This is a genomic window from Halovivax limisalsi (assembly GCF_023093535.1).
Lineage (GTDB): Archaea > Halobacteriota > Halobacteria > Halobacteriales > Natrialbaceae > Halovivax > Halovivax limisalsi.
Genome location: NZ_CP095757.1, coordinates 3263995 through 3288586, shown reverse-complemented (window position 1 = coordinate 3288586; position 24592 = coordinate 3263995). Strand labels below are relative to the sequence as shown.

General features: G+C 67.0%; 22 protein-coding genes. 16 read left to right on the top strand and 6 right to left on the bottom strand.

Annotated features, from left to right (window positions below; all coding sequences use genetic code 11):
- Position 1 precedes the first annotated feature (1 nt).
- From MXA07_RS15395 to MXA07_RS15380, 4 genes are all read left to right on the top strand, one after another.
- Positions 2-616, top strand: a complete 615-nt coding sequence (locus MXA07_RS15395) for a double zinc ribbon domain-containing protein (RefSeq protein WP_247729479.1) — start codon at positions 2-4, stop codon at positions 614-616.
- Positions 617-1079: 463 nt separating this feature from the next.
- A complete protein-coding gene (locus tag MXA07_RS15390; protein WP_247729478.1) occupies positions 1080-1259 on the top strand; it encodes a ribbon-helix-helix domain-containing protein in 180 nt (59 codons plus the stop codon).
- A 2-nt stretch (positions 1260-1261) separates the two neighbouring features.
- The gene (ftsZ, locus tag MXA07_RS15385; protein WP_247729477.1) at positions 1262-2452 is read left to right on the top strand and encodes a cell division protein FtsZ; all 1191 of its coding nucleotides are present in this window, start codon (positions 1262-1264) and stop codon (positions 2450-2452) included.
- A 175-nt stretch (positions 2453-2627) separates the two neighbouring features.
- On the top strand, positions 2628-3164 hold the full coding sequence (locus tag MXA07_RS15380) for a DedA family protein (protein ID WP_247729476.1): 537 nt from the start codon (positions 2628-2630) through the stop codon (positions 3162-3164).
- Between the two features lie 45 nt (positions 3165-3209).
- Here the strand turns inward: MXA07_RS15380 and ncsA are convergent, their stop codons facing one another.
- Together ncsA and MXA07_RS15370 are read right to left on the bottom strand one after the other, a co-directional pair.
- On the bottom strand, positions 3210-4175 hold the full coding sequence (gene ncsA / locus MXA07_RS15375) for a tRNA 2-thiolation protein NcsA (RefSeq protein WP_247729475.1): 966 nt from the start codon (positions 4173-4175) through the stop codon (positions 3210-3212).
- A 296-nt stretch (positions 4176-4471) separates the two neighbouring features.
- Positions 4472-5206 (bottom strand): alpha/beta fold hydrolase, encoded by a 735-nt coding sequence (locus MXA07_RS15370; RefSeq protein ID WP_247729474.1) that lies wholly within the window; start codon positions 5204-5206, stop codon positions 4472-4474.
- Between the two features lie 132 nt (positions 5207-5338).
- Here MXA07_RS15370 and MXA07_RS15365 point away from each other — a divergent pair, with 132 nt between their 5' ends.
- Positions 5339-5989, top strand: coding sequence for a DUF7095 family protein (locus tag MXA07_RS15365; RefSeq protein WP_247729473.1), 651 nt, complete (start codon positions 5339-5341; stop codon positions 5987-5989).
- Positions 5990-6087: 98 nt separating this feature from the next.
- Here MXA07_RS15365 and MXA07_RS15360 read toward each other — a convergent pair whose 3' ends face one another.
- From MXA07_RS15360 to MXA07_RS15350, 3 genes are all read right to left on the bottom strand, one after another.
- Positions 6088-6900 carry a class I SAM-dependent methyltransferase gene (locus MXA07_RS15360; RefSeq protein WP_247729472.1) on the bottom strand — a complete coding sequence of 271 codons (813 nt, stop codon included), beginning with the start codon at positions 6898-6900 and terminating at the stop codon, positions 6088-6090.
- An 86-nt stretch (positions 6901-6986) separates the two neighbouring features.
- Positions 6987-7856 (bottom strand): deoxyribonuclease IV, encoded by an 870-nt coding sequence (locus MXA07_RS15355; RefSeq protein ID WP_247729471.1) that lies wholly within the window; start codon positions 7854-7856, stop codon positions 6987-6989.
- Between the two features lie 138 nt (positions 7857-7994).
- The gene (locus tag MXA07_RS15350; protein WP_247729470.1) at positions 7995-8825 is read right to left on the bottom strand and encodes a lipoate--protein ligase family protein; all 831 of its coding nucleotides are present in this window, start codon (positions 8823-8825) and stop codon (positions 7995-7997) included.
- A gap of 103 nt (positions 8826-8928) precedes the next feature.
- On the opposite strand from MXA07_RS15350, the gene MXA07_RS15345 reads away from it, so the two are divergent.
- The 3 genes from MXA07_RS15345 (at position 8929) to MXA07_RS15335 (ending at position 11837) form a co-directional block, all read left to right on the top strand.
- Positions 8929-9393: a nucleotidyltransferase domain-containing protein gene (locus tag MXA07_RS15345; RefSeq protein WP_247729469.1), complete on the top strand. Its 465-nt coding sequence runs from the start codon at positions 8929-8931 to the stop codon at positions 9391-9393.
- A 642-nt stretch (positions 9394-10035) separates the two neighbouring features.
- On the top strand, positions 10036-10935 hold the full coding sequence (locus tag MXA07_RS15340; RefSeq protein ID WP_247729468.1) for a serine/threonine-protein kinase RIO2: 900 nt from the start codon (positions 10036-10038) through the stop codon (positions 10933-10935).
- A gap of 365 nt (positions 10936-11300) precedes the next feature.
- Positions 11301-11837: a hypothetical protein gene (locus MXA07_RS15335; protein WP_247729467.1), complete on the top strand. Its 537-nt coding sequence runs from the start codon at positions 11301-11303 to the stop codon at positions 11835-11837.
- Here the strand turns inward: MXA07_RS15335 and MXA07_RS15330 are convergent.
- The gene (locus MXA07_RS15330; RefSeq protein WP_247729466.1) at positions 11834-12865 is read right to left on the bottom strand and encodes a M48 family metallopeptidase; all 1032 of its coding nucleotides are present in this window, start codon (positions 12863-12865) and stop codon (positions 11834-11836) included. The two genes, MXA07_RS15335 and MXA07_RS15330, sit on opposite strands and share 4 nt — an antisense overlap.
- A 335-nt stretch (positions 12866-13200) precedes the next feature.
- Here MXA07_RS15330 and MXA07_RS15325 point away from each other — a divergent pair, with 335 nt between their 5' ends.
- The 8 genes from MXA07_RS15325 to MXA07_RS15290 all read left to right on the top strand — a co-directional run bounded on the left by MXA07_RS15325 (position 13201) and on the right by MXA07_RS15290 (position 24422).
- Entirely contained in the window at positions 13201-14199 is a 999-nt protein-coding gene (locus tag MXA07_RS15325; RefSeq protein WP_247729465.1) for a DUF4129 domain-containing protein, read from the top strand.
- Entirely contained in the window at positions 14196-14945 is a 750-nt protein-coding gene (locus MXA07_RS15320) for a DUF7269 family protein (protein ID WP_247729464.1), read from the top strand. Before MXA07_RS15325 ends, MXA07_RS15320 begins: the two co-directional genes overlap by 4 nt.
- The gene (locus MXA07_RS15315; protein ID WP_247729463.1) at positions 14942-16189 is read left to right on the top strand and encodes a DUF58 domain-containing protein; all 1248 of its coding nucleotides are present in this window, start codon (positions 14942-14944) and stop codon (positions 16187-16189) included. The genes MXA07_RS15320 and MXA07_RS15315 overlap by 4 nt, the downstream gene beginning before the upstream one ends.
- On the top strand, positions 16186-17853 hold the full coding sequence (locus MXA07_RS15310; protein ID WP_247729462.1) for a hypothetical protein: 1668 nt from the start codon (positions 16186-16188) through the stop codon (positions 17851-17853). Before MXA07_RS15315 ends, MXA07_RS15310 begins: the two co-directional genes overlap by 4 nt.
- Positions 17854-18035: 182 nt before the next feature.
- Complete coding sequence (locus MXA07_RS15305; protein ID WP_247729461.1) at positions 18036-18611, top strand: 50S ribosomal protein L15e; 576 nt, start codon at positions 18036-18038, stop codon at positions 18609-18611.
- A 158-nt stretch (positions 18612-18769) separates the two neighbouring features.
- Positions 18770-19204, top strand: a complete 435-nt coding sequence (locus MXA07_RS15300; RefSeq protein WP_247729460.1) for a universal stress protein — start codon at positions 18770-18772, stop codon at positions 19202-19204.
- A gap of 114 nt (positions 19205-19318) precedes the next feature.
- On the top strand, positions 19319-19834 hold the full coding sequence (locus MXA07_RS15295; protein WP_247729459.1) for a CNNM domain-containing protein: 516 nt from the start codon (positions 19319-19321) through the stop codon (positions 19832-19834).
- A 622-nt stretch (positions 19835-20456) separates the two neighbouring features.
- Entirely contained in the window at positions 20457-24422 is a 3966-nt protein-coding gene (locus tag MXA07_RS15290; RefSeq protein WP_247729458.1) for a CARDB domain-containing protein, read from the top strand.
- Positions 24423-24592: the final 170 nt, after the last annotated feature.

Here is a 24592-nt window from a genome sequence, read left to right as displayed (position 1 = left end):
GATGGGAAAGATCACGTTTCGCGCGGACGACGACCTCGTCGACGAACTCGAGACGTTCGACGTCTCGAAGAGCGAGGTCTTGCGCGAAGCGCTGCGATCCTACCTCCAGGAGCCCGCGTCCGACGCCGGCGGACCGGCCGGATCCGATTCGGGCGGCCCACCCAGATGTGATTCGGGCGAGTCGGTCGCGTCCGAATCCGAGACTCGGTCCGTCGACGACGTCCTGACCGAACGCATCGACGAAGCGCTCGACGAGCGTCTGTCCCGGGACACGAGCAACTCGACGGACGTCAACCTCCGTATTACGGTCGACCCCGCCGCGAACGGCGGGGTGTCGGCCGAACCCGCGGCGGGAGACGACGGCTGGGCCCAGGGCGCCGGTGCGAACATTTCCGCGGAGTACGACGATCGCGAGTCGAGCGGGTCCGCGACGGGCGGCAGCTGCGGCCAGTGCGGGATGGAGATCGACGCCTCGCACGTGTACTGCCCGAACTGCGGCGAGAAGGCCACCCACCGGGTGTTCTGTGAGTGCGGCGAGGAGGTCCGCTCCGACTGGGCGTTCTGCCCGGCATGCGGCCGACGGACGCCCGCCGCCGACGTTCTGGACTCCCGGTGAATTCGTCACCGCAGGCGGATTTAACCGGTCGACGAGTTCTCTCGCTCTCGTGGCGCCCGTTCGACAACGGTGCGACGTGCTGGCTCCGGCCGGGTCCGTCATCGTGCCGGCCTGCTCCAGCCGTCGCTCCCACACTGACGGGGCCCGGTTGTTCGACGCGGACTCCGTCTCGGCGCCGCGGGCTGATGCGGTCGTGCGACGTCGGAACCAGACTGCTTTTCACCCCGCGCGGGCAACTGCCCCTGCCCGACTGTCACACACGTTCGACCGTCGTAAGACGCGAACGGTCACGCCGCCGGTACATTTATATGGTAACGGAATATTGGTAGCAGGCACGTAAGACGGTCGTCTTACACACCGTCGCAAGTGGTCCAAACGGCCACGTCGGCGGCTCACGGGTGTAAGACGCGGTGTGCAGATGGGCGCACTCCGTCTTACTCGAAGCCAAACGGGGAATACAACAATGGAGCGTGTGACACTGCGAATTCCGAAGCAGCAAATCGACGAGGTCGAACAGCTGGTCGAAACGGGCGAGTTTCCGAACCGGAGCGAGGCGATCCGGTCGGCCGTCCGCGAGATGATCAACGAACAGGCCGAGAGCCGGCCGGAACGCACCGGCAAACGCAACTGGGCGAAGGTGTAACGATGCAAGACATCGTTCAGGACGCCCTCGAAAACGCGGAGGCCGAAGCCCGGGACATGGACGTCTCGATGGACGACGAGGAGTTCGGCGACCCCCGAATCGTCATCATCGGGGCCGGCGGCGCCGGTAACAACACGATCAACCGGCTGTACAACATCGGCGTCGAGGGGGCCGACACGATCGCGATCAACACCGACAAACAGCACCTGAAGATGATCGAGGCCGACACGAAGATCCTCGTCGGCAAATCGCTGACGAACGGCCTCGGCGCCGGCGGCGATCCGTCGATGGGCGAGCGCGCCACGGAGATGGCCCAGAGCACCATCAAGGACGTCCTCGGCGACGCGGACCTCGTCTTCGTCACCGCCGGCATGGGCGGCGGCACCGGGACCGGAGCGGCGCCGGTGTGTGCCAAGATCGCCAAGGAGCAGGGCGCCATCGTCGTCGGGATGGTCTCGACGCCCTTTAACGTCGAGCGCGCTCGCACGGTCAAGGCCGAGGAGGGCCTCGAACGGCTGCGCGAGACCGCAGATTCGATCATCGTACTGGACAACAACCGGCTGCTCGATTACGTCCCCAACCTGCCGATCGGCAAGGCGTTCTCGGTGATGGACCAGATCATCGCCGAGACCGTCAAGGGCATCTCCGAGACGATCACTCAGCCGAGCCTGATCAATCTGGACTACGCGGACATGTCCACGATCATGAACCAGGGCGGCGTCGCGGTGATGCTCGTCGGGGAGACCCAGGACAAGAACAAGACGGAGGAGGTAGTCAAGGACGCGATGAACCACCCGCTGTTAGACGTCGACTACCGCGGCGCCTCCGGCGGCCTGGTCCACATCACCGGCGGCCCCGATCTCACTCTCAAAGAGGCGGAAGGGATCGCGGACAACATCACCGAGCGCCTCGAGGCCAGCGCGAACGTCATCTGGGGCGCGCGGATCCAGGAGAACTACAAGGGTAAGGTGCGCGTCATGGCCATCATGACGGGCGTCCAGTCCGCGCAGGTGCTCGGTCCGACCACGCAGAAACAGGCCGACAAGTCCCGCGCCAGCATCGAGGGCGTCAACGACGCCGACTTCGACGCGAGCAACAACGTCGAGTCCGGTCGCGATCGCGGCCGCGGCGCCCACAGCGACGGCGGTCGCAACGAAGTCGAGCGCAACAACGGCGTCGACGTCATACGCTGACCGGCTCGAGGCGAGTACCGACCGCCGCACGGTTCGACGGTTGCCGGACGCAAACCCGGCCCGGAACCGCGGATAAGTAAGGATAGCTACTACTTACTGAGAATCCAATTCTTTTAGGGGGAACCGGGTCGACGCCTCTCCCGGAGGCTCCTGTCACCACCTTTCGATAGAGATAATGAATACGACCCTTCTATCGCTCGCGATCGCGGTCGGGTTCGGCCTCTTTTTCGTGAGCGAGGGGCTGGTCCTGGGCAAACTCCTCCAGCCGGCGGTGTTCTTTGTCGGCTACGTCACGATTGTCGCCCCGCCGCCCCTCTCGCTGGCCGTGGTGACCGCGGCGTCCGCCCTCGGCGCGACGATCGGGCAGTGGCTCCTCTATCTGACGGTTTCGCCCGACGAGTCGTCACCGGGCGCGACTCGCGTCTCGAGCGACCTGCTCGAACGCGTTCCGGGCATCCTCCGTCGCTGGCTCGGCCGTCGCTGGGTGGTGCTCGTCGAACGGCAGGTCGACCGGTTCGGCGTCTACGGGATCGCGTTCTGTTCGGCCCTGCCCGGCGTTCGAACGGTCGTGCCGATCGTCGCCGGGCTGGGCGCCCATCCGCGACGATCCTACGCGGTCGCCGCCGGCGTCGGAAACTGCTGTTACATGCTGTTACTCGTCGGGGCGGCCTACGGCGTCCTGGGGCTCAGCCGCGTCTTCGTCGGCGTGTGAGTAGATTGCGTTCCGTTTACGGACGATTCGTCCGATCGTGCGAACTCAGGCCAGCGCATCCAGTAGCGCACACTTCCGGCAGCGATCCCCTGCGGCGGAGGTCGTCGACCCACATTGCGGACACTCGGTGAGTTCGACGCTCGACTCTCCGCCGTAGTGATCCGCGGCGATATCGGCCAGTTCCTCGTAGCCGGCCATGATCGAGTGGCGGGTGCCCGGGTGGTTCTCCTCTAACTCGTAGAGCAATTCCTGGATCTCGCCGCGGTAGGCCTCGCTCGCGTGGGGACATTCGGTGATGTGGGCGGGCAGATCCGCGAGGTGGGCGTAGAGGGCGACTTCCTTCTCCGGCACGTCCCGGAGCGGCTTCGCGCGGGCGACGAAGTCGTCCTGGTCCGCGCGATCCTCGAGCGGGCCGAGGCTCGCGTCGAAGTGCTTTGCGATCTGGGCGACGTCGCCCTCGAGGACGTTCATCAGGGCCGTCTGGGCCTCGTCGTCTAAGTTGTGCCCGGTCAGTAACAGGTCCGCACCCAGCTCCTCTGCGTAACGGGAGAGGGCGTCGCGGCGAAAGACGCCGCAGTAGGCGCAGGCGGCCATGTTCTCGGGGTCGTCCTCGACGACGTCGTCCATTTGGACGCCGTACTCGTCCTCGTAGGTGACGAGTTCGTGGGCAATTCCGAGCTCGTCGGCCAGTTCGACGCAGGCCGCGACGCTCTTGTCGCGATAGCCCTCGATGCCCTCGTGGATCGTCAGCCCGACGAGTTCGATCCGCGGATCCGCGGCGAAGGTCTCGTGGAGAATGTGCGTGAGCACGACGCTGTCCTTGCCCCCAGAGAGGCCGATGACCCACGTTTGTGGGTTCTCGGGACTCGCCTCCTGCGAGACGAGCCCGTCCCGTCGAACCCGCCGGCGAACCCGCTTCTCGATCGACTTCCGAAGGTGATCGTCACAGAGGTGCGCCCCCGAGTAGGCCGCGTGCATGACCGCCTCCGCGTCGCATCGATCGCACTCCATCGGATCCGTCTAGCAAACGCCCGCGGAAACCCGTTTCGTTCCGCGCAGCCCGCGGCCTGGCACGACCGGTCGCGGTTGCCCGTCCAACGGTTGTCCGGGTACCGTCCGAACGCCGGGACCGGCTGCGGCGGGTGTCCGACGACAGTTCGACTGTCGTAGGACGCCGGTGGATCGTGTCTGAAACCGCTCGATACCCGTCCGACGCGACGACGGGGCCGCCGAGACGCCTCGAGCGGTGTCCCCTGGCCCGGTGCGATCGACGGCGCGGTTCTCGACACGCCAGCGTCGGGCCGTCTTCAGGCCGGTCGCGCCACCGGGGGCACCGCCGCCCAGTCTTCGACGGCGTCGGCGCCGTCGGTGAGCGCCGAGAGCAGCGGATCGACGTAGCGATCTCGAGACTCGCTGGAGAAGAGTTCGTGGCCGCCGTCGTAGAGGACGACGTGTTCGGGAGGCACGCGCTCGCCGATCGCGGCCAGGTCGACGACGGGGTCGCGCAGCGAACAGAAGACCACGGCGTCGTGGTCGATCTCGAGGGTCGTCCGCTGGGCGTGGAGCGTTTCGCGGACGAACGCCGGCGACACCCACCGCGGCTGGGTCGCGAGCTGGTGATCGGTCGCCTTCGAGCCGAGCGCGTCGCGGTCCAGCCCGCGGACGGGGAGGAAGGGAAAGTCGCTCGGAATCGCCGCGGCCAGGTCGAGCGCCTCGTCGTACCACATCGACCCGTACCCCCAGAACGGGGCGAGGTAGACGTGGTTCTCGGCGCCGTCGATCGCCTGCGCGATCAGGCCGCCGGCGCTGTGTGAGAGCAACTGGTAGGGTTCCAAGTCGTGGACGTACTCCGCGACCGGCTCCACCCAATCGGCTTTGAAATCGTCGATGTCGGTGGGGAGTTCGAACGCGTGGACCCGGTAGCCCGCGTTCGAGAGCGTCCCGATCAGCCAGCTGACGTTCTCGTGCGTGAAGCGATTCCCCCAGCCCATGACGAAGACGAGATCGTCTTCGCCCTCGTCGTTGAACACCCGGTTTCGCATGGTCCCGTCTTCGTCGACCGACCGCTAAAAGGTGTGCGTTCGTCGACCTGCTCCCCCGCGGCGACTCCCGAATCGACCGATCCCGTCCACCGACCGGAACCCGTTTGCCGCCGGCGCACCTAGGGATTCGCGATGGGATTCGAGCGGGCGGAAGCGGTCGATCGCGTCGAACGCCTCGTCGAGACCGTCGAGACCGAGCCGATGCCCGTTCCCGTACGGGAACTCTGGGTATACGGCGATCTGGCGATCGGTCTCGACCCGATCGACCGCCTCGACGTCTACCTCACGAAGGACATCCACCTCTCGAACGACGAGGGGGCTTCGGAGGCGTATTACGAAGAACACGGCGTCCGGGGCGTCGGCACGGCCGTCGACGCCGAGTGGGCCGAAACCCACCCCGAGTACGTGCGGGCGAACGAACACGGCCACGTCGCGCCCGAGCGCTGTCTCGCCGCGCACCTGCTCGACGGTGACGAGCCGATCCACCTCGAAGTCTGCAACGCCTCGTTCGAGGATAACGTCACGCAACGCCTCCGTGGCGCCCGCATGCGCGAGGACTACACCCAGCTGCTCGATCCCCGCGGCGTCTGCCTCTGGATCGACGGCACGCGGTCGCCCGAAGCGTTCGCAAAACTCCGCGAGAGCGCGTTCGCGATGCCGACGCTTTCGGACGCCCTCGAGATGCTCGGCATGGACGAGGCCGAAGCAGAACGCGCCGCGACGGACCTGCGCGACTGGCGAGCGGACCAGGTCGGCGCGACGGTTCGCGGCGACGTCGTCTGAGCGCGACCGTCCCTTTGGCCGGCGCAAACGCCGAAAAAATGGCGTTTACGTGGTGTTCTGTCCCTCGTCACCGTCGTCGGTCGCGACCGGCGAACGCGTCAACCGGCATCGGTCACGCGGCCGATCGTAACGTGAAACGGGACGGTCTCGGTGCGGCGATACTCGCCCTCGCGCATCTGCTCGACGACCGATCGGCCCATCCCGCGCCACGCGGTCCGCAGGTCGTCGTAGCCCTCGGTCGTCAACGAGCCGTCGAGCATCGTCTCGCGGTCGTCGGCCAGACCCGCGCCGGAGACCTTCCGTTTCGCGGCGCGGACCGCGTCGGCATCGTACGGCGGTTCGGTCGTTCTGATCCGGTCGTACCGGGCGGTTTTGATTACCTCGACGCCCGCCGCCTCGAAGACCGAGCGCGCCTTCTCACCGAGGGACACGTCCGTCTCGACGCCGTCGAGGTACGCCCGCCGCGCTCGATCGGCCAGCGCTGACTCCGCTTCGACGCTCGAGTCGATCTCCACCGCGGCGTTGTCCGGTTCGATCGCCGCGACCAACTCCGAGGAGACGCGAGCGAACTCGGCGACGGCTGCGGCCGGTTCGGGAAGGTTGATGAGCAACGCCTGACAGACGACGAGATCGAACGAACCGTCCGCAAACGGGAGCCGCGTGGCGTCGCCGGCGACGACGGGGACGAACTCGGCGGCGCGATCGAGCAAGCCCGCGTCCGCGTCGCAGCCGACTACCTGGCCGTCAGCCGGGACCTCCTCGGCGAGCACGCGACTGAGCTCGCCCGTTCCGCAGCCGACGTCGAGCACCCGCTCGCGGTCGTCCAGCGAGAGCCCGGACAGAGCCGCTCGTGAGTCGTCCCACATGCCCTCGCGCGTCCGGCGAAGGTAGTCGGCGGAGAACTCGCGCACGCTCCTGCGTTGAGGCAGCGTGGACAAAAACGAGTCGGTTATCGGACGGTTCGTCCGACCGCAGCCGATCGTGACGGCGTCGCCGATCAGTCTTCGCGCAACTGCTTCGTCTTCTCGATATTCCAGGCGAAGCCGCGACCGTCCTCGGTGGGCGTCTCGAGGGCGAACGGGAGGTCGCGCAGGTCGGGGTGGTTGACGATCGCGCGCATGCCGTCCTCGCCGATGTAACCCTCGCCGACGTGGGCGTGTTCGTCCTTGTGGGTCCCGACGTCGTGTTTCGAGTCGTTGAGGTGGACGTACTCGAGGTACTCCAGGCCGACCTCGTCGTCGAAGCGACCGATCGTCTCGTCGACCGCCTCGGGGGTCGTGAGGTCGTTGCCCGCGACCAGGGTGTGGGCCGTGTCGATGCAGACCCCGATGTCGGTCTCGGTCCGGTCGATGATCCCCGCGAGGTGGGCGAACTCGCCGCCGAGCTTGGTGCCGCTGCCGGCGTCGGACTCGATCAGGAGCCGGACGCCGTCGGGAACGTCGAGTTCGTCGATCGCGCTCGCCGCGTTGTCGAGGCCGCCCTCGACGCCGGCGCCGGTGTGGGCTCCTAGATGCGTGTTTACGTAGGGGATGCCGAGTTTCGCGGCCGCGTCGAGTTCGGCCTGCAGCGACGACAGCGACTTTTCGCGCAGGTCGTCCTTCGGCGTACAGAGGTTGACTAGGTACGAGGAGTGGATCACCCACGGCCCGTCGAGCTGCTCGTCGCTCGCCTCGCGAAAGCCGGCCGCGGCCTCGTCGTCGATCTCGGGCTCGGCCCACACCTGGGGCGAGGTGGTGAAGATCTGCCCGCAGTTGCCGCCGAAGGCGAGCTGTCGAGGGACGGCGTTGCGAATGTCGTCGTACGGGGGCGTCTCCTCGTCGGAGGAGACGCGCGATCCGGAGATGGAGACGTGTGCGCCTACCTGCATAGCGTACCCTGCGAACGGCGGACCCATAGGCGTATCGAAGCCAGCTACGCCCGCCGGTGGTTCCTCGGGCTGGCGGAAACGGTGCGATCCGCCGGATCCAACACTACGGGCGCACGATCGGGGCGTCGGTGCCGACGATCAGGGCGTCGGCGTCTCGCGGTGTTCGACCCATGCCTCGGCGTCGTACTTCTTCGCTGCGAGTTCGCGCGCCGCCGCCAGTTCGTCCGCCGACCACGACCCCTCGTCGGCGTCGCACCACTCGCCGAGCGCGTCGCCGAGGATCGAGACTGCCTCGTCGCGGACGAGGTCGCACTCGTCCGTAATACAACCGACCCGCTCGTCGAACCGCTCGACGGAGACGTCGTGATCGGCGAAGACGCCGAGGTGGTGCTCGGGTTCGCGGTCGAAGCTGATCGAGCCGTGCTGGATGACGGCGTCGCGACGGCGATACTGGGCGTTCCCGCTGACCTTCAGCGACGGTCCGCCGTCTGCGGGGTGAACGACGACGTCGTGGGCGGGGTTGACGTCTCGCAGGTAGCACGAGGGCCGGTGGATCGAGGCCTTCGGTACCTCGGCGAAGTCCGCGTCCAGCCCCATTCGGTCCAGCGCGTCGAGGATCGGTTCGCAAAACAGGGCGTAACACTCCATCAGGTCGCCCGGCACCTCTTCGGCGGGCGCGACGATCGTGTACGAGATGTCGGCGTATCGATCGTGATAGATGCCGCCACCGCCGGTCTGGCGGCGCGTCACGTCGATGCCCTCGCGTTCGCAGAACTCCCAGTCGACGCTCGAGGCCTCCTGTCGATAGCCCAGCGAGAGGGTGCTCGGCTCCCAGCCGTAGGTCCGTACCGTCCGGACGTCCGCCTCGTGTGCCGTCCGCACCGCGACCTCTTCGAGGGCCATCTGCGTCGCCCCCGGCCGCGGATCGTCCCGAATGAGCCGCCACTCCGGGTCTGCGAGTTCCGTCATGGATGACCGTTCACCCGGTACGGGCAAAGACATTCCGATGCCCATCGCGGTGAACGAATCCGGCACCACCTCTCTTTTCCGGCGACGGAACGAACTCTGTCCGATGACCCGGCTCGATCCTGCGACTCGCGAGGCGGTGCGAACGCTTCGTGATCGCCTCGCCGACGCCTCGATCGAGTGGGCGCTGACCGGTAGCACCAGTTTCGCGCTGCAGGGCGTCCCGCTCGACCCAGACGACGTGGACGTACAGACGACGGAAGCGGGTGCGTACGAGATCGAGGTGCGTTTCTCGGACGCGGTCGTCGATCCCGTCTCGGTCGCGGAATCGTCGACGATCCGTTCGCACTTCGGCGCGTTCGAACTGGATGGCGTTCGCGTCGAGGTGATGGGCGATCTCCAGAAGCGCGTGGACGGCGAGTGGGAGCCGCCAGTGGACGTGAGCGCCCACCGCGAGTACGTCTCCCTCGCCGGCGAGCCGGTTCCGGTACTCTCCCTCTCGTACGAGGCGATCGCGTACGACCGTCTCGGCCGCGACGAGCGGGCCGAACTGCTGCGCGAGTACGCGTAGACGACGCCGGGCTCCCTTCGTCGTCTTCGGTCTCTCACTCCGTCGCCCTTCCGTACCGCCGCTCCAGCGGATCGGAGCGGACCTTGCGAGGCGAATCTCGCGGCATCCGGCGGCACGGCCAGCCTGCCCGGACTCGCCGTCTCCGGATCCGCATCGTCCCTTCGACCGTATCCCCGACCTCCGATCCCCATTTGATATCGCGTTATACGGTTTACATTTGGCGATTCGCCGTCGCTGGCGGTGCTCGGGACGGACGAACCGCCCTCGCCGCGGTGGGCCGATTACGCGCCCACCGCTGCGGAGCTACGCCGCGAGGTTGGCCGGACGGTTCGACCGCGTGACCTCGACATTCGGTACCGGGGCAGCCAGGGTGACGGACGAGCGAACGCAGCTGGTTCTCGGGCCAAGAGGGGGACGGCACCCGGTCGGTCCGGTCGGTCGATCGACCGAGATCGCCAGTATCGGACGACTCGTTCGATGTGAGGTGGCATCGGTCGAACGGTTTCTCCGCCGTCTGAAACGGAACCGGTCAGTGTTGTAGAGGGGCCACCGCCGTCGTCCTGTGGGGTTCGTGGTGGCAGAACGCCTCGCTACGGGCGTTTCGGTCGCGCGCTTTTTACCACTCGGTCCGTTAGGCGCGGTATGGTTCGAAACGTCGCGTCCCTCCTTCCGGAACTCGACGACGAGGACTTCTATCTCCTCTCGGGCGTCGAGCAGGGGATGCGCTTTTCCGAGTGGGTCAACCGCGAGAAACTCCCCGAATTCGCGAGTCTCACGCCCGAGGAGGTGGACTACCGTCTCGAACGCTGTCTGAAACGGGGTCTGATCGAGAAGAAGACGATCCAGTACGAGGGCTATACCCTGCAGTTCGAGGGCTACGACGCGCTCGCGCTCCGCGCGCTGGTCGAACGCGACGCGGTCGCGGAATTCGGTTCGCCCCTGGGAGTGGGTAAGGAGAGCGACGTCTACGAGGTCAAATCCTACAAACCGCTCGCGCTGAAGTACCACCGCGAGGGCTACACCAATTTCCGCGAGGTGAACAAAGAGCGCGACTACACGTCCGATCGCGAACACGTCTCCTGGCTCTACACCGCCAGAAAGGCGGCCGAGCGAGAGTACGAGATCCTGGAGACGCTCTATCCGGACGTCTCGGTCCCGCGACCGATCGAACAGAATCGACACGCGATCGTGATGGAACGGATGGCGGGCGTCGAACTCTCGCGGGCGGCGCTCGAGGACGGACAGGTCGTCGGCGTGCTCGACCTGTTGCTGTCGGAGCTCGCGCGCGCGTACGATATCGGCTACGTGCACGCCGACATGAGCGAGTACAACGTCTTCGTCGACGAGAGCGGCGTGACCGTCTTCGACTGGCCCCAGGCCGTCCCGACCGACCACCCGAACGCCGACGAGTTTCTTCGGCGGGACGTGGACAATCTCGTCGGGTACTTCGAGCGGAAGTACCCGGGTGTGATCCCGGACTGGACGACGGACGCGATCGCGACGGACGTTCGATCCGGCTCGTTCGAATCGATCGCCGGATAACGGTCCGTCGGCGCGACCTGAACGCCGCGGTCCGTTCGAGACGTCGATGCCCGCAGCGAGCGCCGCCGCTTTTGGTGCCGCGGTTTCGCGCCCGTTTCTTTATATGGGGGCGTGGTTCGCCCTTCACATGTATTGAATATCGCTATACAAAATTCACCGTCTCGGGTTCGTTCGGCGTGAGCCGTAATCCGCGTCGAACGGTGGACAGACGCCGCGACGGACGGCGGTCGACCGGCGCCCGGACGCCGAGTCGACCGCTGAAGCGGGATGCGTGGACCAGCCGACCCGGTCACCCCCGACCCCGGTCGCGTCACTGGTGCTGAATAGGTAATCGCTATTTGTCGATCGAACGCGTAGCGACGGACATGAGCATCGATACCATTCCACAGTACGACGGCGTCGGCGTCTGGGGTGGCGGCGTGATCGCCGGGATCGTCGCGGGGATCGCGATGGGCGTGATATTGCACGTGGGGGCGGACCTGATCGCGGTCTTTGCGGGCCTCGCGCCGGTCCCGCTCGATTCGATCGGCCTGGGCTGGCTGATGCACTTGCTCGTGAGCCTCGGATTCGGCCTCCTCTTCGCCGGACTCCTCTCGCGACGGCCGGTTCGTCGAAACGTGACCGCGTTCGTCGACTTTGCGATCGTCGGACTCGTATACGGGGCCTTTATCGGTATCGTCGCCGGCGGCCTCGTGTTCCCGATCGCCATGGAGCGGGCCGGCGTCGCTTCGCTCCCGCTGTCGCTGGTGCCGATTTCGGGGGCTGCGGGCGAGTTCGTCGCGGCGGTCATCTTCGCCATCGGTCACCTGGTCTACGGTCTGGTCCTCGGCGCGACGTTCGCGACCGTCAACGGCGTCGTGCCCGCGCGAGTTAGAAACCGATTGCCGGCGTTCGGGAGCTAGGTCGTCCCGGTTTCGATTCGGCGTACCTGTTCGCGCAACCGATCGATCCGTTTTTCGACGGGCGGATGGGTTCGAATCTCCAGCCCCGACCCGATCCCGCCGGCGGTTTCGGTCGGCACGTCGAAGCCGTACGGGAGGAGACAGAACTGTCGGACGGCGTGGCGTTTGTCGCTCGACGGTCGATCGTCGGCGCGCGCGAGCGTCTCGAGGGCGCTGGCGAGGGCCGCCGGATCGCCGGTCAACCGACTGCCACCGCGATCGGCCACGAACTCGCGACAGCGAGAGAGCGAACCGGCGGTCAGCGCGGTCGCGGCCGCGAGGATCCCGAGGACGACCCCACCGACGCCGACCGTTACCGCCGTTGCGACGAGGAACTGCAGGAACCCGGCGGGCGTGACGACCGGCGCGTCGAGAACCGTTCCGGCGAGGACGGTCGCGAGAAGTGCGAGTGCGCCGACGGTCGCCGGTTTACTGTAACGGGGCAGCCCGTCGAACGGCGAGTACTCGTTGGCGACCAGCGCCGGGACGAACGTCGCGACCGTCATCACGACGGCGTCTCGATTCTTGAGGTGGACGAGTTCGTGTGCCAGCACGGCGTCGAGTTCGTCGTCCGCGAGCGTTTCGAGGAGCCCACGGCTCAGGACGACGGTCCCGGCCCCGAAACCCCCGATCGCCATGCTGTTTCCGGCGGCGGTGTCCGCGATCGCGATCGAGGGGACCGGCATGTCCGCCTGCACGGCGAGTCGGGTGAGCCGTTCCTTGAGCTCGCGGTCGTCCGCCCTGGCCACGCTGGCGTTCGCCTCGGCGAGCAGTTCTCGTCGGGTGTACCGGATCTGCATCGCGACCAGGACCAGGACGACACAGAGCGTGAGCGAGACGAATCCCACCGTCGACGTGATGCCGATTCGCGCGAACGTCGGCGTTACCCACGGTTCCAGCAACACGACGAGTCCGGCCGCGAGCAGCAGGTCGATGGTCAGAACCAGCCCGAGCGTCGCGGCGAGCCGGACCGTGAGGCGATCATTCATGCTTCCAATCTCGTGGCGCGTCCGTCACTCCGCCCGGTCTGTCCCGCTCAGCCGTGATTCCGCCTCGCCAATTGCGAGCCCGTTGCGCCGCGGCGAGTCCCGTTTGGATCGTCGGGTCGCCGGATCGTACGGTGGCGCGGACATCCGTCCGTGCGGTCCGGTCGCCGACGTTCCCGACACCCGCCTCGATGACGCTCCGAGGTACGGTGTCGACGACGGTCGCCGGTAGCCGAACCCCCCTGACTGCAGCCCTCTTCATTTCCATCAATTACTCCCTTCTCGGAAGGTATCGATCCGATACAAATAATTATGTTGGTGCCATTGCAAGACGCACCGTGATCCAGGAGCGTCCCATTCTCGTCTTCGGCCTCTGTCTGGTGGCCGTCGTTTTCGGCGCGAGTTTGTTCCCGGCCGCGGGGATCGGCGGCCTCGACTTCGGCGGCGGCGCCGAACCGATCGACGTGACACCGCCGGACGAACCGGGAGAGACTGAGGGATCGACAGCGAACGGTGAATCGACTGCGAGCGATGAGCCGACGGACGAGTCCGAGGAGGCGGAGAGTCACGACGAGGGGACGGATCGGAGCGAGCGAGACGTCGCAGGCGACGGAACCGACCAGGACCTGGACGGGTCCGACTTGCTCCGCGGGTTCGGTCTGCTGGCGCTCGTCGTAGCCGTGGCGCTGCACGTCGGTCGCAACGGGCTGTCGCGCGACGAGACGGACGGCGGTGCGATCGGCCCGACCGGCCCGCGGGGCCTAAGGTTCCGAATTCGGCGCATTCCGCGGAGCACGATGCTCGCGACCATCGCCGCTGTCAGGGGAGTCGGACGATTCGGCGCCGGGCTCCGGCGGGCGAGTCGCGGTCTCGGACGCCTCGTCGCTACCGGCGTGGGATCCGTCAGCTCGACCATCCGGTGGCCGTCCCTGCCGACCGGCGGGCTGTTTCGCCCGAGACAGTGGCTCACGTTGGTCCGATCGTCCGATCGGTCGAATCGATCGACGACGTCGGCCGGTCGGTCGCGACGGCGGGCGCGATCGACGGTGGATCCGGCCGAGAACGCGTCGGATCGGCCGGCCGAACCGGCCTCGGTCGAGGGGGTGTGGCAGCGATTCGTCGCCGAATTGCCGCTGCGTCGGCGGTCCGTTCGGACGCCGCGGGAGTGTGCGACCGTCGCCGTCGAGCGCGGCTCACCGGAAGACGCGGTCGAGACGCTCACCGAAACGTTCGAACGGGTCCGATACGGGGCCGCATCGGACGGTTCGGCCGATCTCGATCGAGCGCGCGCCGCCTACGCGGCGATCCGGGCGGCGACGGGAGGTGATCGGTCGTGAGGGGGCTCTCGGTGCCCGTCAGCGTGCTCATCCTCGGCGCGGCGGGGGCCGTGCTGGTGGCACCGATCGGTCCGCCGCCGGCGCCGCTCCGGACGATCGGTGTGTACGGTCCCGGGTTGCTCGCGGTCGGACTCGGTCTCTTCGTCTGGGTTCGACACGGACCGCTCGCGTCGCGCGTCGCAGAGACGGACCCTGATGAGCGGGAGCGCCGGACGAGTTTGCGCGGCGTCGTGGGGAATTGGATCGACCAGCGAATTCGGGACGGGACCGATTTCGGGGCTGGAACCAGAACGCGGATCGAGATCAAGGTCGAACGGGCGGTTCAGACGACGCTGGAGCGGGCCGAGGGACTGCCTCCGGCCGCCGCCCGCGAGCGGATTCGCGACGGGACGTGGACGGCGGACCCGCGCGCGGCGACGCTCCTGGCCCGGAGGGATCATCGACCGCCGGCCATGCGCCTTCGCGACTGGCTCACCGGCCGGGGATACCGGCGATGCCTGCGAGCCGCGATCGACGAACTCGACCGACGACGGGGCATCTCGACGTCGAAGACGGCGACCGATGCCGTTCGGCCACGAGCGGGCGCGAGGACGGACGCCGCGTCACCGAACCGATCTCGTGCGCCGGACGATTCCGCCGGGACAGTCGACGCGTCGGGGCGCGTCGAGCCGACGGGCGTCGGGGAGACGGCGACGGACGATTCGGGGGCCGACGCGACATCTCGCTCCCGGGAGGCGATTCGGTGACCGACCAACGGCGGTTCTGGGCGGGTCTCGCCGTCGCGCTGGTAGCCAGCGGGACTGGACTCCTCCTCGGTAATCCGGCGCTGTTCGCCGCCTCGCTCGTGGGGATCACGTACGCGACGTACACCAGCGTCGGAACGGCGTCGTCGCCGGCGCTCGCCGTCGAGCGAACGATCGAACCGGATCGCCCGTCGCCGGGCGAGACGCTCTCGGTATCGCTGTCGGTTCGGAACGAGGGGTCGGCGGTTCTGCCGGACGTCCGGATCACCGACAGCCCGCCCGAGTCCCACGCGATCGACGGCGAGGCGCGGGGGGCTGCCTCCCTGCCCCCCGGCGAAACGGTAACCGTCGAGTACGACGTCAGACCGCGCCGCGGCGAGGCCGCGTTCGGCGACGTGACAGTCGAGACGACGGCCGTCTCCGGCAGCGACTCGACGGTCGAGACGTATCCGGCAGCCCGGACGATCCGGGTCGAAGACGACGTGGAACGCGTCCCGCTCGCCGGCCGGACGATCGGGTACGCGGGTCGACTCGACGGCGAGGCGGGTGGCGAGGGCATCGAATTCTACGGGACGCGCCCGTACCAGCCGATGGATCCGGTCAACCGCATCGACTGGCGCGGGCTGGCTCGCTCCGGCACCCTCTCGACGGTCGAGTATCGCCAGGATCGGGCCGTCGCGGTGGTCTGTCTCGCCGACGCCCGCGCGAGCGCGGCGGTCCGTCGCCGTGCGGGCGAACACACGGCGCGCGCCCTGTGTCGACGGGCGACGCGTGCCCTGGCGACGAGCCTGCTCGACGACGACAATCGGGTCGGTGCGGCACTGTTCGGCGGGCGAGGACACTACCTCCTGCCGGGTGTCGGTCGCCCACAGCGAGCGCGGCTCGACCGATTCCTCGACGGGACGTGGGAGCGCTCGTTCGGTCACTCCGGCTGGCTCGAGAACGGACGTCGAGACATCGAGCGCTGCTGTCGCCACCTGTCCGAGAAGACCCACCTCCTCGTCTGTTCGCCGTTGCTCGACGACGATCCGGTCGCGGCGAGTCGCCGGTTCGCGGCGTTCGGCCACGACGTGACGGTCGTTTCCCCGGCGGTGATCCCGGAGACGCCGGGCGGCACCGTCATCGGTGTTCTCCGGGACGACCGCCTCGCGTCGCTCCGCGAGGCGGGCATCCACGTCGTCGACTGGTCGCCCGACGAACCGTTGCAGATCGCGCTCGATCGCGCGGAGCGGGGGTGGCGCTCGTGAGCGATTCCGGGCTGCTCGCGAGGCCGGCTCGCTCGCCGTTGCTGTTCGTCCTCGTCGTCTGTATCGCGCTCGTCCTCGGCGTCGGGAGCGGTGCGGGGTCGCTCGCACTGCTCGCCGTGGGCGCGGGGGTGAGTTTCGTCGGCGGCTGCTGGCTTCTCGCGCGCGGGCGGATACGCGATCGATTGTTCGGAACTCTCGCGACGGTTGCCGGGCTCCTGGGAACCGGCGCGAGCGTCGCGCTGGTAGTCGGCGGGATCGGCTCGCGCGCCGCCGTCAGCCCGCTGATCGCGTTCGGCGCGGTCGCGACGGCGTCGCTCGCCGTCACTAGTGCGGGCTGTGCGCTCGTCCCGGCCGATTCGTTTCGAGCGGCGCTCTCCTCGAGCGTCCGCCAGGCCGCCCTCGCCGTCGGCCTCCTCACGCCGATCCTCGCACTCGCACTGGCCGGTCACCTCTTCGATGGGGCGCTGATCGTCTTCCGCACCCTGCCCCAGCGAGTGAGTCGAACCCCGTCGATGGCGCTCCTGACGCTGCCAGCCCTCGCCCTGCTCGGATTCGTCGTACTGACGTCGACGGAGACGACTCGCGCGATACTCGCCAGGCGGGGCTACTCGGTCTCGTCGTCGACGGCGTGGTACGACCGGATGCGCGAGTGGTACGTCGTCGTCCCGATAGCTCTGATCGTGTACGGCTATGTCTGGACCGACGCCACGGTTCGGCGTGCGATCGATTCGGCCCTCGTCGCGCTGGATCCGGTCGGCCACCTCGTCGCCGCCGCGCTGACGAGCGGGTGGCCGGTGACGCTCGGTCTCGCGAGCATCGCGGCGATGCTCGCACTCTCGGCGGCCCGCATTCTCGAACCGGGTTGCAGAGCGTGGCTCGAACCGGTCCCGCTGGGGACGCTGGCGGGGGCGGCGGGCGGTGCGATCGTATCCGTCGGGGTCCTCGTGGGGGGACGGACGACGGACGGTGCGACCGTGGCCCCGCTCGCGACCACCCTCAGTGCGAGCGCGTGGATCGTGGTGGTCGCGCTGCGGCTGGGGCTTCCCCGTCGCGTGACGCGGCGGCTCGCCTCGAACGCGTGGCGTCGGCGGCTCGTCGGCCTGGCCGCCTGCTCGCTGTTCGGCGGGACGGTGATCGGCTCGATCGCCGGCCTCCACCCGGTCGGCGTCGTCGCCGGGGTCGCCGCGACGGTGCTCGTCTGGGATCTCGGGACGCACGGGCTGTCGATGCGGTCGGCGGTCGGCGCCGACGCCGGCGTGGAACCGGCCAGGAGCCACGCCGGTCTCACTGCCCTCGTCGTCGCCGTCGGGGGCGTACTCGCCGTCGGTGCGCTCGGCGCGTCGCGAATGGTCGGCTCGGCCGTCGACTCCTCGCTCGCGCCCGTCGCAATCGGCCTGACGGTCCTCGCCGTGGTGGTGCTCGCGGGCGGGTCGCTGCCAGCCGGATCGGTGCGGGGTTCGCTCTCGGGGGTGAGTCCCCTGGCCCGCAGCGTCCAGGCGATGTCACGGCTGCAGGCGATCGCGCTCTCGATCCCGATCTGGCTCGGACTCGCGGCCGCGGTCGACCGCCGGTTCGTGATCGTCGCGATCACGTGTCTCGTCGCGCTGGTGGTCCGTTCGCCCGGTCGGTGGCGTCGGTTCGACGACTGGGTCGAGCGGTACTGACGCGGCGTTGCGCTGGCCGGCCGCGAGCGTCGGTGCTTCGAAGCCCTTATGAAACGACGGTGGGTACTCCCGATAGCTACGCTGGGCGGCGGGCACCAGCGGGCACCCGTTCGACACACGTCACGGGTCGGGATGTGGACCGCGCGTGCGGTCTGAACCAGTGAACGCCCGCGGTGACACACATGGCACGAAGCTTCTACTCCCACATCAAGGAGGCCTGGAAGGACCCCGACGACGGGAAACTCGGGGAACTACAGTGGCAACGCAAACAGGAGTGGCGCAAACAGGGCGCCATCGAGCGCATCGAGCGCCCGACGCGTCTGGACAAGGCGCGCGAACTCGGTTACAAGGCCAAGCAGGGGGTCGTCCTCGCCCGCGTCTCCGTGCGCAAGGGGACCGCCCGAAAGGAGCGCTTTACGGCCGGCCGGCGCACCAAGCGCCAGGGCGTCAACCGTATCGGACGGCGCAAGAACATCCAGCGGATCGGCGAGGAGCGCGTCTCCCGCAAGTACCCGAACCTCCGGGTGCTGGCCAGCTACTGGGTCGGTGAGGACGGCTCCCAGAAGTGGTTCGAGGTCATCCTCCTCGATCCCGAGCACCCGGCCATCGAGAACGACGACGACCTCAACTGGATCTGCGGAGCCGACCAGAAGAACCGCGCGTTCCGCGGCCTGACCAACGCCGGCAAGACCAACCGCGGCCTGCGCACCCGCGGGAAGGGCGCCGAGAAGGTCCGCCCGTCGAACCACGGCGACTGATCGCCGGTATTGCGACGTGATTTTCCCACTCGCTACGTCGACGAGCGGCGGCCGAGATGGGCCGGGAGTGGCGGCCGCAGCGTGAGCGAACCGAGACGCTTCTCGCGACCGTGAAATCGAGACCAGCGTTTATCTCATCGCGGCGCCAACGTGCTAGCATGTCCGACCACGTACTCGTTCCGTTCGACGATTCCGAGCGCTCGAGCGACGCGCTCGACTTCGCGCTCGAGGAGCATCCGGACGCGACGATCACGGTCCTGCACGTGATCGACCCGGCGGATTTCTACGCGGCGACCGGGATGGACGGCGGCGCCATGGCCAACTACGACGCCATCATGGACCAGCAGACCGAACGCTCCGAGTCCCTGCTCGACGAGGCCCGCGACCGCGCCGCCGAGGCGGGTCGCGAGATCGAGACCGACCACGTCGTCGGCAGCGTCTCGCGATCCATCATCGACTACGTGGAGGATCACGACGTCGACCACGTCGTCATCGGCAGTCACGGCCGGACCGGCGCCCGCCGGATCCTGCTCGGCAGCGTCGCGGAGACGGTGACCCGGCGCTCGCCCGTCCCGGTGACGATCGTCCGGTAGCCCGGCGGCACCGGTCCACGGTCGCCTTCGGGCGGCCACGGGAACGCTATCGGCCGCCCGTCCCATCCCACCGTATAGCGACGGGTTGATGGGCCGTCCCGCCAGTGGACGGTCATGAGCAGCGTCCTCGTTCTGACCGCCGGAAGCGTCGCGATCGTGGTGCTCCTCTCGGTGAGCGCGTTCTTCTCGAGTTCGGAGACGGCCGTCTTCTCGCTGTCGCCGGCGTGGATCGAATCGCAGGCGACGGCCGGCGACGACCGGGCCGCGGTTCTCGACGACCTGTACGCGGATCCCCATCGCCTGCTCGTGACGTTGCTGGTCGGGAACAACGTCGTCAACATCGCGATTTCGAGTATCATGACGCTGCTGGTCGCGAGCTACCTCCAGCCCGGACCGGCCGTCGTCGCGACCACCGTCCTCACGAGCTTCCTGATCCTGATATTCGGCGAGATCGTTCCGAAAGCGTACGGCCTCGCACACGCCGAAGAGTGGGCGCTGACGATCGCCGGTCCGGTTCGACTCGTCGAACGACTCCTCGCTCCGCTCATCTCCCTCTTCGACGGAATCACTCGCCGCATCAACGCGATCATCGACGTCGACGGCGATATCGAAACACCGTATCTGGAGTAGCGCCAGTCGTCGGTCGGATCGGGAGGCGATACGGCTGGGTCCAGCCACGCGATCGGGCGGACGGTTCCGGGGTCTCCGATCGGTACCCGTAGTCAGTCCCGTCGACGGTCTGTACGAGGATCACGTCTCAGAATCCGACCGGCCCGCCGGATTCCAGTCGGTGTCCTCGCTCGTCACTGATCGTCGGCCTTCCGACTCCGCCTGCGTGGAGCGGCGAACGTCCCGCCGTCGCTCCCCCGCATACGTCCCGTCGGGCGGCGCCCGCCCGAGTTTTCGCACTCCTCTCTATTTGTTCCAATAGTGGGAAATAAACAAACCTCTCGTTTAAATGATGATTTTGTTATCGGAGTAGTGACTATGAAAGTAAGGGACTCGATACGTTCGACGAGGATGTACGCCGCTTTCGGTCGGTTCTCCGCTGCCTGATGACGCCGAAATTCGCTCCGTACTCGTCTCTCCTCAGTGCTGCACTCGTGGGGGTCGTTGGCCCATGATATTATCTCCCAAAACAATCAAAAAACCTTCCACTTAAGTTAGTTCTAATTAGAATTCTCGATGGATGAAGACTAATAGAGACAGGATATACGGCATTGCAATACTGCTGTTGACCGGCACAGTACTGATGACGGGGTTCGTCGGCGTCGGTCTCGCCGATGTCGACCTCGGCCAGTCCACTGCCCAGGAAGACGTGGCCTCGTCGACGACCGGACCGATCGAGACCTTCGAGGTCGTCGACGAGAGTTACACCGGGTACTACGGCTACGCGCAGTTCAGTATCGACTGGACGGTCGACGCCGAGTCCGGTGACACGGTCCAGGTTACCGTCACGAATCTCGACACCGACTCGGTCGTCGCGGAGTATTCCGGCGCGTCGGGATCGGAATCGCCCGTCGAGTACTACACCGACGGCGATCAGTACGAGATCGAACTGACCGTCACCGGCGACGGGCCCACCCAGTGTCAGCGCTACGTCGGCCCCGCCGACGGCACCGACAACCTCGAGTTCGAGGACTGCAGCGAGGGTGGCCAGCCCGCCATCGAACAGACCGGCGTGACCCTCACCGAGCAGGCGGTGACCGTCGGCGAGGTCGTCACCGTCGCGGCCGACTACGCGAACACCGGAACCGCGGAGGGAACGACGACCGCCGAGTTGCTGGTCGACGGGACCGTCGTCGATAGCCAGCAGCTCACGCTCGCGCCCGAGGAGAATACGACCGTCTCCTTCGATCGGACCTTCGACGCCGAGGGCGAGTACACCGTCGCCGTCGACGGCACGACCGCCGGCACGGTTACCGTCGCCCCGCCCGCGGATGGGCCGGCCATCGACACGCTCTCGGTGACCGACGACAGTGAGGAAGCCGGCTTTATCCGCAACGCCGAGACGAACCTTACCGTCGAGTGGGCCGTCCAGGGTAGTTCGATCACGGACACTACCGTGACAGTCGAGAATCTCCGGACCGGCGACTCGGCCGAATTTTCCGGTCAATCCGGCGTCGACCAGTACATCAAGGAGTTTCGGTTCGACAATCCGATGGCGGTGACCGTCGAGGCAACCACCGCCGACGGCACGACGCTCTGCGAGCAAGCGCTCGGATACAGTGACGGTACGGCCGACTTCACCAACCGCGACTGCGTCGAGAACGGCCAGCCCAACGTTCAACTGGCCGACCTTCGGGCCTCCGATACGGAGATCACTGTGGGCGACGCAGTCGAGGTCACCGCCGAGTACACCAACACCGGCGACGCCTACGACAACGCCACCGTCGAGTTCACCGGCGACGGACTCGACGAACCCGTGACGAAGGAGGTCGCCGTGCTGCCGAACCGGACGCGGACCGCCTCGATCGAACGAACCTACGAATCGGCCGGCACGCAGAACATCACGGTCGACGGCCAGACCGTCAGTATCGACGTGACGCGTCCCGACGAGGCCGACATCAGCGTCGTGAACGCCTCCCTCCCCGACGGGCAGTCAGGTTACATGGTCGGGGAACAGATCGAGGTCCAGGCGACCGTCGAGAACATCGGCTCGGCGGCCGGCACGAAAGAACTGGTGCTGACCGAAGAGGACAGCGACCAGCCGCTCGATAACGCGACCGTCACCGTCGACGCTGGAGCGAAACGGGCAGTGACGCTCGCGACGACCTACGACGAGCCGCAGGTAAACTGGACCTCCCTTCGGGTCAACGGCGTTCTCGCCGGCAGCTTCAATGTCCTCGGATCGGAGGTTTCGATCACCGAGGCGTACGACCTCCTGCCGTCGGAACCCGAAACGGTCGAGATGACGGTCGCGTACGACCTCGGCGCTGCCGGCGACTTCGAGGCGATACTCTCGGAGCTGGACAGCTCGTCCGTCACGATCACCGACACGACCGGCCTGTCGGTCGACGGTGAAACCGTCACCGCCGATGCAGCGACCGAGCAGGCGTCGGTAACTATCCAGAAACAGATCGACCTGAATAAGGATAGTCGGGGGATCACCGCCGACTGGGCGTTCTTCGACGATCTGAACCACGACGAACGAAGCCACGTGTTGGCCGTGAGAAACCGGACCGCGACCACCGACGTGACAGTCGGGGGTGGGTACGTCTACCTCGGTCCCCACGAGCGAGTGAGCGAGACGACCACGAAGCAGACCATCACCCTCGTCGTTGCGGATCATGCGGACATCGAGGAACCGCCCCAGCAGCTGCTGGAGGCGCTGACGACGATGTCTGAGGACTTCGAGGTCGGTACGACCATGAACGTGACCGGGTTCGGCGTCCCGGGCGACGTGAACGGTCCGGGTGGATTAGCGGGCAGCAACAGGTTCTGGTTCAAGTCCGACCCCTCGACCATGATCCACGAGTACGTCCACACCCGTCAGAGTGCGTCGGTCAAAAACTGGGAGAAGGAAGCGATCGCGGAGTTCTACGAGGGCAAGGCAACGTTCAGGTACGGCGGCAAGTCCTACGACGACGCGCGAGCGCACAACCCCGGCAACCCGGTCGATCTGGTAAACGGCGAGTGGTCAGGTATAGGGGGGCCGGATTACACGCACGGGTCGGACGTGATCAACGCCATCGACAGCCGCGTCATCGAGGCGACTGACGGCCAGCGGTCGTTTGAGGACGTCTTCGCCCGGCTGAACGATGGAGAGAACCTCACCGCCGCCTACGAAGCGGTCACCGGCGAGTCCCTCGACAACTTCTACGCGACCTACGTCGAGGGCGAAAACCGGCCGGCCTACGACAACAATCCCGAGAAGTACGACTTCACACAGACGGAGACCGTCTCTGGAACCCTTCCGCAAGTAGCAGTGGACTCTGGGGTCGTGTTCACCAGTTCGGTTTGGGAGCCGTTTGTGCAGTTCAACGCGAGTAATCTCCATCCCGAAACTGGTCTGATAGACAGCGACCCAATCTTCGGGGTTCACAGCTACACGTATCCGAACGCGACTACGTGGTCGACAGACGTCGTCACCGGCGTTCAGAACTCGATCTTCGACCGCAAGACCGGCTGGAACAACTACAGCGTTGGCTTTCTTCAGGAAGCCAGTGGCGGGGAGTCATTCCCGCGAGACGGCATCCCGGACCTGCACGCCCTTGGCACTGCCGAGGCACCTGGTCAGTTACCGACCGACGCGGAGCCAGTGACGATCGATGTCGTCGACGAGAATGGCCAACCGGTCGCCAACAGGACCCTCGCCGTCACGGTGAAACCGGCCCTCGATACCGACAATCAGCGGTTTGAGGTCGAGGACCAGACGACTACTGACGGCGAGTTCGTCCCCGGTAGCCAGCCGGGACTCGAACTCAGCGGCTCCTACCAGATTCGGTATCGGAATACGACCGACTCCAGCTACCGTTTCTACAACTTCGACACGAGCGCGAACGGATCCGAATCGGTCCGAATCGTCGATGGTGGCGTCGAACAGCCAATGGAGAGTTCCGTTGGCCAGTCGACGATTCGGTTGTTCGGGACCATCGTCCCCAACGCGTCCGTCGCTCCCGGTGACGAGGTTACCGTCGAAGCGCTGTACACCGACGCAGACGAGAGCGGATCCATTCCGGTGTACGTCGACGGTCAGCAGGTCGATACCATCGACGTCCAGGGCCCCGTATCGTCCGGCACGACCGCCGCGGTTACGCTGACGCTCGACAACCCCGGCGAACGGTCGATCCGCGTGGGCGACGGGCCCGCCCAGACCGTCACCGTCGAGGGCGATGTCGGCGACGCGCCGTCGATCGAGACCTTCGAGGTGACCGACGAGAGCACCACCGGTACCTACGGCTACGCGGAATTCGGCATCGACTGGGCCGTCGCCGACGCCCAGAGCGCGACCGTGACGGTGACGAATCTCGACACCGGATCGATTATGGCCGAGTTCAGCGCCACGTCCGGGTCCGAGTCGCCCTACGAGTATTACGCCGACGGCGACGAGTACGAGATCGAACTCACCGCCACGGCTGCGGACGGTTCCCAGGTCTGTGAGCGGTTCGTCGGGCCCGCCGACGGCTCGACGGCGACGCTCCAGCGTCAGGCGTGTTCGTCGTCGACTGCTGGTCTCGCGCTCACCGGCCCCGCAACCCTCCGCGGGCCCGCGTAGCGACCGGACCAACCGGTCCGCTTTTCTGAGCGAAGTGGGAGGCTGGCCACTCTGAGAGGGCCGACACAGCCAACCGATCGGCGGTTGTGGCCGCGTCGCTGTCCAGACCGCCGTGCAGGAATTCTCTGCCGGCTCCGGCCGCTCGCGCTGACGTGGATGGCGGGATGTGG